General features: G+C 45.2%; 14 protein-coding genes. 12 read left to right on the forward strand and 2 right to left on the reverse strand.

Annotation, left to right across the window (positions count from 1 at the left end):
• Window positions 1-816: an endonuclease/exonuclease/phosphatase family protein gene (locus tag PUW25_RS07210; protein ID WP_205053571.1), complete on the forward strand. Its 816-nt coding sequence runs from the start codon at window positions 1-3 to the stop codon at window positions 814-816.
• 109 nt (window positions 817-925) lie between these two features.
• On the opposite strand, the gene PUW25_RS07215 is transcribed toward PUW25_RS07210, so the two are convergent.
• Together PUW25_RS07215 and PUW25_RS07220 are read right to left on the reverse strand one after the other, a co-directional pair.
• Window positions 926-2779, reverse strand: coding sequence for an ABC transporter ATP-binding protein (locus PUW25_RS07215; protein ID WP_205053570.1), 1854 nt, complete (start codon window positions 2777-2779; stop codon window positions 926-928).
• Window positions 2772-4508, reverse strand: a complete 1737-nt coding sequence (locus PUW25_RS07220) for an ABC transporter ATP-binding protein (protein ID WP_205053569.1) — start codon at window positions 4506-4508, stop codon at window positions 2772-2774. Before PUW25_RS07220 ends, PUW25_RS07215 begins: the two co-directional genes overlap by 8 nt.
• A 329-nt stretch (window positions 4509-4837) precedes the next feature.
• Here PUW25_RS07220 and PUW25_RS07225 point away from each other — a divergent pair, with 329 nt between their 5' ends.
• From PUW25_RS07225 to PUW25_RS07275, 11 genes are all read left to right on the forward strand, one after another.
• A complete protein-coding gene (locus tag PUW25_RS07225; RefSeq protein WP_047910079.1) occupies window positions 4838-6319 on the forward strand; it encodes an alpha-N-arabinofuranosidase in 1482 nt (493 codons plus the stop codon).
• A gap of 18 nt (window positions 6320-6337) precedes the next feature.
• A complete protein-coding gene (locus tag PUW25_RS07230) occupies window positions 6338-6619 on the forward strand; it encodes a DUF6171 family protein (RefSeq protein WP_274336858.1) in 282 nt (93 codons plus the stop codon).
• 409 nt (window positions 6620-7028) lie between these two features.
• Entirely contained in the window at window positions 7029-7610 is a 582-nt protein-coding gene (locus tag PUW25_RS07235) for a DJ-1/PfpI family protein (protein WP_274336859.1), read from the forward strand.
• A 28-nt stretch (window positions 7611-7638) separates the two neighbouring features.
• On the forward strand, window positions 7639-8100 hold the full coding sequence (locus tag PUW25_RS07240) for a DinB family protein (RefSeq protein WP_274338279.1): 462 nt from the start codon (window positions 7639-7641) through the stop codon (window positions 8098-8100).
• 189 nt (window positions 8101-8289) lie between these two features.
• A complete protein-coding gene (thyX, locus tag PUW25_RS07245) occupies window positions 8290-9018 on the forward strand; it encodes an FAD-dependent thymidylate synthase (protein ID WP_047910076.1) in 729 nt (242 codons plus the stop codon).
• 1 nt (window position 9019) lies between these two features.
• Window positions 9020-9445, forward strand: a complete 426-nt coding sequence (locus PUW25_RS07250; RefSeq protein ID WP_047910075.1) for a GNAT family N-acetyltransferase — start codon at window positions 9020-9022, stop codon at window positions 9443-9445.
• Between the two features lie 24 nt (window positions 9446-9469).
• A complete protein-coding gene (locus tag PUW25_RS07255; protein ID WP_047910074.1) occupies window positions 9470-10315 on the forward strand; it encodes a DUF4037 domain-containing protein in 846 nt (281 codons plus the stop codon).
• Window positions 10316-10428: 113 nt separating this feature from the next.
• Window positions 10429-10773, forward strand: a complete 345-nt coding sequence (locus tag PUW25_RS07260; RefSeq protein ID WP_047910073.1) for an SdpI family protein — start codon at window positions 10429-10431, stop codon at window positions 10771-10773.
• A 13-nt stretch (window positions 10774-10786) separates the two neighbouring features.
• A complete protein-coding gene (locus PUW25_RS07265; protein WP_205053567.1) occupies window positions 10787-11428 on the forward strand; it encodes a histidine phosphatase family protein in 642 nt (213 codons plus the stop codon).
• Between the two features lie 250 nt (window positions 11429-11678).
• On the forward strand, window positions 11679-12155 hold the full coding sequence (locus PUW25_RS07270) for an NUDIX domain-containing protein (protein WP_274336860.1): 477 nt from the start codon (window positions 11679-11681) through the stop codon (window positions 12153-12155).
• Between the two features lie 76 nt (window positions 12156-12231).
• Complete coding sequence (locus PUW25_RS07275) at window positions 12232-12852, forward strand: class I SAM-dependent methyltransferase (protein ID WP_274336861.1); 621 nt, start codon at window positions 12232-12234, stop codon at window positions 12850-12852.
• Window positions 12853-12890 lie beyond the last annotated feature (38 nt).

Here is a 12890-nt window from a genome sequence, read left to right on the forward strand (position 1 = left end):
TTGAAGATTCTAACTTTGAACACGCATGCCTGGATGGAGGAGGATCAGCTGACCAAGATGGATCAGCTGGCCGAGTTCATTCGCACTCAGGATTTTGATGTCATTGCGCTGCAGGAAGTAAATCAGTCACAGCGTGAGGTACCATTATCTGATGACGATCTGAAGCACTTCCACGTTACAGATGATGAGGCGGTAGTAAAGGCAGATAATTATGCTCACGTATTACGCGCTCAGATCGGTACGGATTATTACTGGACATATATCCCGATCCATGTGGGATTTGAGAAGTATGATGAAGGCCTTGCTTTCTTATCGAAGACTCCGATCCTTGATGCTTTTGAAGCCTATGTTTCCGAAATGAGAGACTATGAGAATTACCGTACCCGCAAAATATTAGGGATCAAAACGGTTATATCAGGAGAAGAAACTTGGTTTGTGAATGGTCACTATGGCTGGTGGCATGATGAGGAATCCTTCAGAGGACAGTGGGATAACTCACTGGCTGTTCTGGAGAAGGTGAAGGATCAGCCGGCCTTCATTATGGGTGATTTTAATAATGCAGCCCATCTGGAAGGTGAAGGCTACGACTATGTTACACAGAGCGGATGGCATGACTGCTACGAGCTGGCAGAAGAGAAGGATGAGGGCTATACCGTTGTTAAAGCCATCGCCGGCTGGGAGAATAATAAGCAGAAGCTGCGGATTGATTATGTATTCAGTAATCGTAAGCTTGCTGTTAAATCCTCCAAGGTTGTTCTTGATGGCAAAGACAGCCCGATCGTCTCTGATCACTCCGGTGTTGCCGTAACACTATAATCAGATTTCGCTAGTGAAATGTAATATCGGATAAGTAAAGAAGCACACGGTTCTGCAAGGAAGATCTGCAGAGCGTGTGCTTTTTTTGCTGTGAAAAGAATCGACTAGCTCAAATGGCTTGATGGAATTGACTGGTGAACAGCTTGTAATATCGGCCTTCAGGACCGATGGCGAGCAGTTCCTCATGCGTTCCTTGCTCAACAAGGCATCCATTCTCCATGTAAAGAATACGGTCTGCATCTTGAATCGTACTGAGACGGTGGGCAATCACAAAGCTGGTCCTGCCTTGCATCAACGTCTTCATCGCTTCTTGAATATACATCTCGGTTCTAGTATCAACACTGCTCGTGGCCTCATCCAATATCAGTATGGCCGGATCTGCAAGTATAGCTCGTGCGATTGTGAGCAGCTGTCGCTGACCATGACTGAGATTGCCGCCCTCTGCACTAAGCTTCGTATCGTAGCCGTTTGGTAATCTACGAATGAATCGATCGGCATTGGCCATTACGGCAGCCTGCTGGATCTCTTCATCTGTTGCATCCAATCTGCCAAAGGCGATGTTGTCTCGAATGGTTCCGGAGAAGACATGCGCATCCTGCAGCACCATACCGAGCTGCTTGCGAAGATTCTTCTTATCCAGTGAACGAATCGATTTGCCATCCACTAGGATATCCCCGCTCGCTGTATCGTAAAAGCGGGTAAGCAAATTGACGATGGTCGTCTTGCCTGCTCCAGTCGGTCCAACAAGAGCGATCTTCTCTCCGGGATGAGCCTCGAAGCTGATGTCCGTTAAGATTGGCTTCTCCGGTTTGTAATGAAAGCTTACCTGATCAAACTGAACAGAACCTTGGATATTCGTAATGGTCTTGCCGTGATCCTGCTCTTCCTCATACTCCGATTTCAGATCCATAATCTCAAATACTCGCTCCGCGCCGGCTACCGCAGATTGTATCAGATTGTACTGATTGGCAAGCTCCGATATAGGACGGCCAAATTGCTTGGAATAGTTCAGGAAGCTGACAACAATCCCGACAGATACCATCTCATTCTGAAACACCATCCATCCACCTACAGCTGCAATAAGCGCAAAGCTTAAGTTATTGATGACATTCATGAAGGGGCCCATCATACCAGATACGATCTGAGCCTTAATTCCAACCTTGTTAAGCTGTTCACTAATGTCCTTGAATCTTACGATTTCTTGTTCTTCCCGCCGGTACAGCTTGACGACCTTTTGACCGCTGATCGTTTCTTCAATCATGCCGTTTAACTGGCCGAGCTGCTGCTGTTGTCCCTTAAAATAAATACGGGTGTACTTCACAATCTGACGGGTCGAAATCAAGACGAGCGGAATACTGATTAGTGCAACGACTGTAAGCGGTACATTCAGACTAAGCATAATCACCAAGGACCCGACAAGGGTAACGAGACTGTTCAGCAGCTGAGTAACACTTTGATTCAGTGTGTTGGACACGTTCTCTATATCATTCGTCGCCCGGCTCATCAGCTCACCATTGTTCCGAGTGTCAAAGAATTGAACCGGAAGGTCCTGATATTTGGCGAAGAGATCATTTCTGAGATGAAGTACCGTTTTTTGCGATACACTGGTCATGACATACGATTGAATCCAGGTAACGATACTGCCTAACAGGTATATGGCCAGCATGATCAAGCATAAACGAATCAGACCTGTGTAATCTCCAGGTACAATATAATCATCGATTGCTACACCGATTAAATATGGTCCGGCTAAGGCAATGAGTGCGCTTAGTATGGTGAACAGATAGACGATAAGTAAGGCAGAACGCTGCTTATTCAGATAATTCCATATTCGCTTGATGGTTGCAGCCGTATTTTTGGGTCTTACTTTAATGGAGCCGGCGGGCTGTCCACCGGCAGGTCCTCGTGGTCCCGGTCCGGGCATGGCAAAAGCGGGTTTGTTCATCTCCTGCTTATCAGACATAAGATGATTCCTCCTTACGCTGAGAACGATAAATATCCTGGTAGACTTGGCTCGTCAGCATCAGCTCATCATGGGTACCCTTGGCCGCGATGGTCCCTTGGTCCAGCACAATAATCTGATCTGCCTGCATGACGGACGAGATCCGCTGAGCAATAATCAGCCTGGTTGTGTCTTTCATTTCTGTCTCCAAAGCCTGCTGAATTCTTGCTTCCGTCTTCAAATCTACTGCGCTGGTGCTGTCATCCAGTATTAAGATGGATGGTTTCGTGAGGAGTGCTCTGGCTATAGATATCCGCTGCTTTTGTCCGCCGGACAAATTGACCCCTCGTTGTCCAAGCTGTGTATCATATCCATGCTCCAGCTGCCGGATAAAGGGATCAGCTTCTGCCGCCGCTGCCGCCCATAGGATATCTTCATCGGAGGCATCCGGGTTTCCATAGCGGATATTATCGCGAATCGTGCCGCTGAACAGTAGAGCCTGCTGCATGACCATGGCTACTTCCTGTCTGAGGTAGTTCAGATCAAGATGCCGGACATTCACACCGTTGACATAAATTTCTCCACCACTTGCTTCATATAACCGCGGAATCAGACTGACGAGCGAGGATTTACCTGATCCTGTAGCACCGAGGATAGCCAGAGTCTCTCCTGGCTGAACCTTGAAGCTGATATCTCTTAATGTCAGGTCACCGCCACTAGAGCTGTACGCAAAGGATACATTTTTAAATTCAACACTGCCGCACTTAGCTTCATCCGGAACGACAGGAGCTGAAGGATTCGCAATTTCGGATTGGGTCTCCAGCACTTCATTTACCCGATCAGCCGATACTTTGGCACGTGATACAAAAGCCAGCATGTTACTTAGCATCAGCATGGACATGAGCAGCTGGGTGACGTAATTAATAAATGCAATCAGTTTACCGATCTCAAGCCCGCCGCCCCAGTGCTGCAAGCCTCCAAACCATAATACGGCAACAATGCTGAAGTTAAGAATGAGCGTCATCAGCGGCATGTTCAGAGCCATCAATCGATTGGCGCGAATCGCAGCGTCGGTATATTCCTCATTAGCGTTACCGAATCTTTGCTGCTCATGACCTTTTCGAACAAAAGCCTTGATTACGCGAATGCCGGATAGATTCTCCTGAAGCACTGTATTGACGCTATCCAGCTTGGCCTGCATTTTGGTAAAGAGCGGGAATGAACGCTTCATTAATATAAAAAGAATGAGAAAGAGTGCAGGTACGGATACGAACAATATCGTGGTCAAGCTTGGACTGAGCAGTATCGCCATTACAAGGCTGCCTATCAGCAGCAACGGCGTCCGGACAAAAGTACGAAGGATCATTTGCACAAAAGTTTGGAGCTGAACAACGTCATTCGTCAGACGGGTAATAAGTGAGCCTGTCTTCAGCACATCCAGATTAAGAAATGAGAAGGATTGAATGCGTTCAAACAGTTTAATTCTCAGATCCTTGCCAAAGCTCTGGGAAGCGATACTGGAAAATATGCTGCACCCCGCGCCGCCAATCAGCCCGATCAGTGCTACTCCAATCATCAGCAGTCCCGTATCCCGGATATGGGCAAGATCATTTTTCATGATGCCTTCATCAACGATGCTCGCCATCAGTCGCGGCTGGAGAAGATCCATGCACACTTCAAGCAGCATTAGAAGCGGAGCAAGGATGCTGGCCGCAAGATAAGGCTTCAAAAATGGAAGCAGTCTGGACATAAAGTTCACCTTTCAACATGTTTTTATAGTTATATTTTTCTAAATATACTGAACTGCTGTTAACTTATACGATATATCGTTATTTGTCAATTGACTCTTTCCGGTTTTTAATTTACAAGGTCCATCCGTTCAAATCCAGAATCAGAATGGGGATATGTCTTCAAGTAATATGTATGGAGAATAGTGTGTTGGATTAATAAAATTGTAATTTCTAAAATAATTAAATAAGCGTTTACACGGCAGTAAGATTAGGTTTATTATGGATACATAGTTAGGTGATTTACTTTTATGAATTTATTATTTTATTAATTCAATTGGAGGTAATCGTTATGGTTAAAGTTGTTGTACATACGGATGTTCGAAAGAGTCAGATTAACAAAAATATCTATGGTCAATTCTCGGAGCATCTGGGACGCTGTGTATATGAGGGCATCTGGGTCGGTTACGATTCACCGATACCGAATACGGATGGGATTCGCAATGATGTGATTGGCGCACTTAAGGAATTACAGGTACCTGTCCTTCGCTGGCCGGGTGGCTGCTTTGCAGACGAATATCACTGGCAGGATGGAATCGGTCCTTATGAGACTCGTCCTCGGATGCTGAATACGCATTGGGGTGGAGTAGAAGAGAATAATCATTTTGGTACCCATGAGTTCATGCGTTTGTGCGAGCTGATCGGAGCCGAGCCTTACATTTGCGGCAATGTCGGAAGCGGGACCGTCTATGAAATGCAGCAATGGGTGGAATACATGAACAACGGTGGTCAATCCCCGATGGCGAGTCTGCGGGCACAGAACGGAAGAGAAGAGCCTTGGAATGTGAAGTATTTTGGTGTCGGCAATGAAAGCTGGGGCTGCGGCGGTAATATGAGACCGGAATACTACGCGGATCTGTATCGTCGTTATGCGACGTATGTACGTAACTACACTTCCGAGTCTGTTTACAAAATCGCTTGCGGACCGAATACAGCCGACTACCACTGGACAGAAGTGCTCATGCGGGAAGCGGGTAAATTTATGAATGGGCTGAGTCTTCATTATTACACAACAGGCACAGGCATCTGGGAGAAGAAGGGCAGTGCAACCGGATTTACGGCAGAGGATTGGTTTACGACTTTAAAAGCTACATTATATATGGAAGAGCTCATTGTTAAGCATTCTGCCATTATGGATAAATATGATCCTGAGAAAAAGGTAGGTCTCATCATCGATGAGTGGGGCACATGGTTTGAGGTTGAACCAGGGACGAACCCAGGCTTCTTGTATCAGCAAAATACACTGCGCGATGCGCTTGTTGCAGGTATTAACCTTAACCTGTTCCATGAGCATTCTGATCGCGTCCAAATGACGAACATTGCTCAGATCGTTAACGTGCTTCAGGCGATGATTCTGACAGAAGGTGCAAATATGGTACTCACACCGACGTATCATGTGTTTAACATGTTTAAGGTGCATCAGGATGCACATCTGCTGCAAACCCATTATGTGAGCCCTTCCTATTCCAATGGAACAGATGAGATTCCGCAGCTGAGCATCTCCTCATCGGTTGATGAGAACGGACATATTCATGTCTCTGCTTGTAATCTCAGCCATGCGGATTCCCTTACGGTAGATTTGGATCTGGTAGGCTTAAGCGGAGTAGAGATCAGTGGTCAAGTACTGACGGCAAGTGAGCTTGATGCTCACAATTCCTTTGGCAGCCCAGAGCAAGTAGCGCCAAAAGCATTGGAAGGAATCACTGTAGAACAGAACTCAGTGCGATTCTCACTTCCTGCGGCTTCCGTGGCGGTGATTAAGATCGTTTCTTAAGAAAGGGTGACTTCCAAGATGGCGACGAGATCTGAAACGGAGCTCTGCAAGGGCTGTACTGCAAGCGTTCATGTCAGTGAATCTGAACTGGAGCAGCTGGAGGAGGCTTATACCGAGAGCAATGCAGGTAAGGAGGAAGCCAGCAGTGAGCTATACCGAGAGCGCCTGGCTGTATGCAGGAGCTGTGACGGCTTCATGTATGGGACGACCTGCCGATATTGCGGCTGTCTCATTCCATTGAAGGCGAAGGTGCTGGAGGCGACATGTCCATATCCGTTTGAGCCTAAGTGGGAGAGGTAGGATCTGAGGGAGGACAGAATTGAAAAAAGGCAGGAGAAGTGCTTGAACTGGACAAGACAACCTCTAAGCATTTCGTTTCCTTCGCATATGAGCCGGCAAGAAAGGGTGCCCCCACCTATCCGAGGAAGTAGGGGAGAGTAAATAGGTCCGATACTGCATTGCTTGGCGAAGCAGAGTTCGGACCTTTTTATTTTGAGTTGGACCTGCTGTAGAAGGCTCCATCAACGAATGCTGGGGTTTGATCATTTTGGCCTGGGTGATTCTTGCTCCTCATCATTGGTGAATGTACATTGAATAGGTTTCAAAATCACCTGCTGATGAGTAATGAAATGGATACAAATAATACAAATTAACCTATAATAAGGGTGTAGTGCCTTTTCAAGATCATTTATCGAGAGAGGTGTTCGATGTGAAGATAGCAATGGTAGTGTTTAATGGCATGACTTTTTTGGATTTTATCGGATTTTATGATGTCATTGCCAGGTTAAAATCTTGTACAGAAATGAATGACACTACATGGGACATATGCGGAATTCACGAGGAAGTTAGTGACGAGCATGGGATGATGGTGAAGGTAACGAGAGTAAAGCCCGATTTAAAGGATTATGATATGGTATTTGTCCCCGGAGGATCAGGAGCACGAACCCTTCAATCCGATGATGAGTTTATGAACTGGTTTAAAGGAGCCGCTGGCACGAAATTCAAAGTGTCTGCATGTACTGGTTCGTTACTGCTCGGTGCCGCTGGGTTTCTGACAGATAAGAGAGCGACAACACATCCTTTCCATTATGATCTGCTTGCTCCTTATTGCAAGGAAGTTGTTAAATGCCGTCTGGTACGGGATGGGCATGTGATTACTGGCGGAGGGGTAGCTGCTTCAATTGATCTTGGTCTGTATGTGCTCGGTCTATTTGTTCCAGATGAACAGGTTCAACAGATTAGAAAGCAGATGGATTACCCATATAGACAACGCGATACTGTAACTGCTTAGCATTTCATTTAAATGGAGCTGAGTGATGATGCAAATGCTGTTCGAATATAATTGGCAGGTACGTGAAGAGTGGTTCGACTGGTGCAGTCGGATCTCTGAAGAGGAACTGGTGAGGGAACGGGAAGGAGGCCTGGGCAGCATTTTGCGAACCCTTTTTCATATCGTAGATATTGAGCAAGCGTGGATAAATGGACTTCAAGGCGTTCCGGAGTTTCATTATACTTACGAGGACTATTCTTCGTTAGAAGAAATAAAAGCGCTGTCACAGCGCTGTCGCCCTCAGGTTGAAACGATTGTAAAGCAATGGTCTGATGAAATGGATCGTAAGATGTTTTTTTCATTCTCATATGCCGAGGTCATCCGTCATGTGGCAGTACACGAAATTCACCATGTAGGCCAATTATCGGTATGGTCGCGTCAGATAGGACTTCCTCCGATAACTGCAAATTTAATATTGAGGGGCCTAAGCTTGGATGGATCAGCCAACTAGAATTAACTTAGACCGCCTCCTGCCATTTGAGAATGACAAGATATAAGTCTGTAATGAATGCTCTTATGCTCAGATTAAACACCTCTTTTGTATAAGAAAAGAGGTGTTTTTCTATGAAAAAGTTAGCTGGTACCACACTGGAAAATCCAGTAAAATAGTGAGAATAAATCAGAGAAAGAAGGTATATCCATGTCATTTGAACAAGTGCTGGACAAAGGCTATGTCAGGCTGGTGAATCATATGGGCTCTGACCTGACCATTGTTAACGCAGCTAGAGTATCCTATGCGAAGGAGTCTACCACACTATCGGATCGAGATATCCGGCTTATTCAGTTCCTGGCAAGAGAGGGACATACCTCTCCGTTTCGTCATGTAGTGCTTCAGTTTGAGGTTTATGCTCCGCTCATGGTAGCCAGACAGTGGTGGAAATATGTCATTGGATCAAGTCATATGGAGGGAACAGGCGATAGTATGGAGGCCTGGAATGAATCCAGCCGCAGGTACATAACAGAAGAGCCGGAATTCTATATCCCACAGCATCATGAGTGGAGAAGTGCACCGGAGAATTCAAAGCAAGGCAGTGGAGCGCCGCTATCCATGGAAGAAGGAACGAAGCTGACTCAGGAGTTAATCGATTACATAGAGCTGGGTGTACAGAAATATGAGGAAGCACTTCAGAGGGGAGTATGTGCTGAACAGGCCAGATTGTTTTTGCCTTCATACGGAATGTACATCCGTTGGTATTGGACGGCGTCTCTCCAGTCCGTTTGTCATTTCCTGAACCAGCGTCTGATGCATGATGCGCAGAAAGAAATACAGCTGTATGCCAAAGCCATTTTGAACTTAAGTGAATCCCTTTTTCCGTATGCACTTAAAGAGATGGTCGAGCTGGGCAGCATAACAGTGGAGGAAGCTTAACATGATTGAATTTCGTGAAATGGTAATAGAAGATTACGAAGAGAGCTTCGCTCTCTGGAATAAGACTGAAGGGATGGGACTCAGTAGTGCGGATTCCAGAGAGTCGATACAGCTGTACCTCGAACGGAATCAAGGCTTCAGTCAGGTAGCGGTCTACAGTGGAAGGGTCATAGGAACACTGCTCTCCGGTCATGACGGAAGAAGAGGATATCTGTATCATCTGGCAGTGGAGCCTGAATTTCGGGGACAGTCCATTGCTAAAAATTTAGTCCGCCATGCTATAGCATTACTGCGGGAAGCAGGCATACAGCGTGCGCATATTATGGTGCTTGACTCGAATGAGACCGGAAAGGCATTCTGGTCTCGGATGGGCTGGACCGGGCGTGATGATGTTCTTCTTCGTTCCTCTGACACGGATGTAGAATAATGCTGCTGACAGGAGGCCTGCAGTATGAATCGATCGGATTTACATAGTTGTTTGTTTGCCATAGCACTAGAAAAGTCAGAGAGCATAAAGAATCATGTAACTGATGTAAAAGCAATTGCTGTTACAGGCTCCGTGGCTTCCGGGATTGTCTATCCTTCATCAGATATTGATATTATCGCCTATGTAGAAGGGTCTATTTCTGATTCGTTAAGGCAGTATGTAGAACAAGATCTTCAGATCAGCCAGGGCAAGATCATAGCTATAACGGAGGAGGCCCTGGCCGTCAATTATTGGTTACAACAGACCAAATGTGAGGTCGTATATTTCTCAGAAAGACTTGCTTGTCGTAAGCTGGATTCATTGCTAAAAGATTATGATATTAGCTTGAACACCCATACGGTTGCGACTGGCATCCTTAAGGCAAGAACATTATATGATCCTGCAGGCTTGATCAGTGGCTGGAAAGATAGACTGAGTCAATATCCTGATGAGCTTGCTACTTCATTAATTAAAGCTAATCTCGATTTTTTCCCCGAGCCAGTGCTTAAAGCATCCTATATGGAACGAAGTGATCATTTATACGTAATAGAAGGGAAGCTTCGAAACCAAGATAAGCTGCTGTCCATTTTATGCGGTTTAAACCGAATGTATCATCCGGGGAAGTGGAAAAGTGTGGGGCAAATTTATGAGCAGATGAGCATCAAACCAATAAACTTGGAACATCGGATGAATATGGTGTGGCAGCTGCCTATGGAAGAGTCCATTGAGCTGCTGTCGGAGCTCATCTACGAAACATTGGATTTAATTAGACTACAAATGCCCGATATAGATATAACAAGCATTATTAATGAGTACCAGAGGTTCTGGTAATGGCAGCTTCATGCTAAAATGGAGTTATCGCCTATGCGGTTATCCAGTAGATCATTGACGGTAAACTACAGCAAAGAGCTCCTCTGACTTAAGCTGCGAAAGGGAGGGTGCCTATGGATGTGGAGAATCTTGTGGTGTTCAGCTTTGTTGGGGTTGTATTTATCATTCTAGGACTATTCATGCGAATCAGACCTCCTAAACGAATGAACCACATTTATGGTTATCGGACGAATCGTTCCATGAAGAGTGAACGCATGTGGAAGGAAGCTAATCGTTATAGTGCAGCCTGGATGGTCGGAATAGGTCTCTTCTATATTATTATCGGTTTGTTTGTATCCAGGTTTGTTCGCGGTATGGAGGGCTTTGGCATTCTGGTCGGACTTATGCTGATGTTCAATCTGCTCCTGTTTGTGGTCGTCGAACGCAGACTGAAGGAAATGGAAGATCGAACCTACTAAAGGGAGGAACAACATGTCAGTTACGACGATATATATCGTAAGGCACGGACAGACGGAATGGAACGTACTGGGCAAGATGCAGGGACATCAAGATTCTCCGCTAACGGATCTTGGTATTCGTCAAGCTAGGTGGCTTGGTGAAGCGCTCGATGAGAAGCCAATTGATGCAATCTACACAAGCTCTAGCGGCAGAGCAGTTCATACTGCAGAGCTGATCCGCGGCAGTCGGGACATACCCGTGACCTTAACGGATAACTTGAGGGAAATGAATCTGGGGCTATGGGAAGGCCGGACCGGAGACGAGCTGAAATTAGAGGAGCCGGTGAAGTATCAGCAATATTGGGAGGAGCCGGAAGTGTTCGCTGCAGACGGTGGAGAAACCTACATCGAAACGATGACCAGAGCGCAGCAAGAACTGAAGCATATTCTTAACGTAAATCGGGGAAAGTCGGTGCTTATCGTAACGCACACAGTCGTGGTTAAACTACTGATGACATGGATCGAGCAGCGCTCGCTTGATACGTTATGGGATTTGCCTTATATTCATCCGGCTTCCTTGTGCAAGATTGTATTTAATGAAGAGAACAAGCCGGAAGTTGTGCTTCATGCGGATATTTCACATTACCCTGAGACCGCCGGAATGAATGGTACCTAGATAAAGGAGCAGATGCAATAGTGCACTGCTTCTTTTTATTTTGTCTCAAGGTATTATGAAATTGATTCATAAAAAAATAAAAATAAATTTTTAAAAAATCAAACTATTCCGTGACCAGGCTTGTTATTATATTTACGAATGTCTTTTACTGTAGGCATGGATAGAACGGGTTTGAGAGAAGCTATGTATGTTGTGGAACAAACGGACACCGATTTTCATTCAGTCGCTTTGTATTTAAGGAGGAATAGTGATGATGATATCCTATGAACATGAATCGATTCAATATCACACAACAACAGGGGGAATAATCATTCACGAAGGCAAAGTGTTGCTGCAAAGAGAACGAAACCAGCCTTATTGGTTTTTGCCTGGAGGCAGTGTAGAGGCTGAGGATTCTCCGGAGTACACGATTGGTAAGATGATATATGATTGGCTTGGTGTGCCTGTCATCAGTGAACAGCAGGTATGGCTGATCGAGAATGTGATTGAATTGCCGATCTCGCCGACGATACAAATTCATGAGTCAGGAATGTTTTTCCTTTTAGAGCTTCCCCTTAAGCATCCGATCTTCAAGAAAACATGCGAGTTTGCAGGAGCGAACAAAGATTACGTGTACAAATGGATTCCGCTGGATGAATTAGAGCGGCATTGGGTTGTACCTGAATTTGTTGTTCCTGAGTTGAAAGATATTAATACTGCCAATGGCATCAAACATATTGTGAGCTGAGCGAAGTATGAAGAACAGTGGCCTAGACTTGAATCGTATTATATTTATTGGGCGTTCATATGAAGAATATGAACACATGTTTCAAATTTCTAACGATGACATTGCATCAAAGCGTATTTTGGATTGTCCAGGCGGAGCTTGTTCCTTTACGGCTGTTGCGAATCAACGTGGAGGTAAGGCGAAATCCGTGGACATTGCCTATGCTTATTCATGGGATATCCTGTATGCCAAAGGCAAAGAAGATATCAAACATGCGATGGAGCAAATGTCTAAGGCTCAGGATCAGTACAAATGGAATTATTTTTCCAATTTGGCCGATCTCTTAGACCATCGAACCCATGCTCTTGACTTAAGTACAACAGATAGGCGAGCAAATCCAGAGAATTACATAGAGGCGGCACTTCCTCAGTTACCCTTTCAAGATAAGCAGGTTGATCTGATATTAAGTGCACATTTTTTGTTCATGTATGGTGAGCGTTTGTCTCTTCAATTTCATCTAGATACATTACAAGAGATGATGAGAGTGGCTGAAGAGGAAATTCGGATTTATCCCATTATTCAGCTGGATGGAAGGAGATATCCATTACTAGATGAAGTCCTTTCATATGTAGATAGAGAAGGATGGACGAGTGAGCTAGTTAATGTATCTTACGAATTTCAGCGTGGAGCGAACCAAATGCTTAAATTATCTAGGTGATAGGTTATATAAGGACACTTGAGTTCAATAACTTCTGG

This window comes from Paenibacillus urinalis (assembly GCF_028747985.1).
Taxonomy (GTDB): domain Bacteria; phylum Bacillota; class Bacilli; order Paenibacillales; family Paenibacillaceae; genus Paenibacillus; species Paenibacillus urinalis.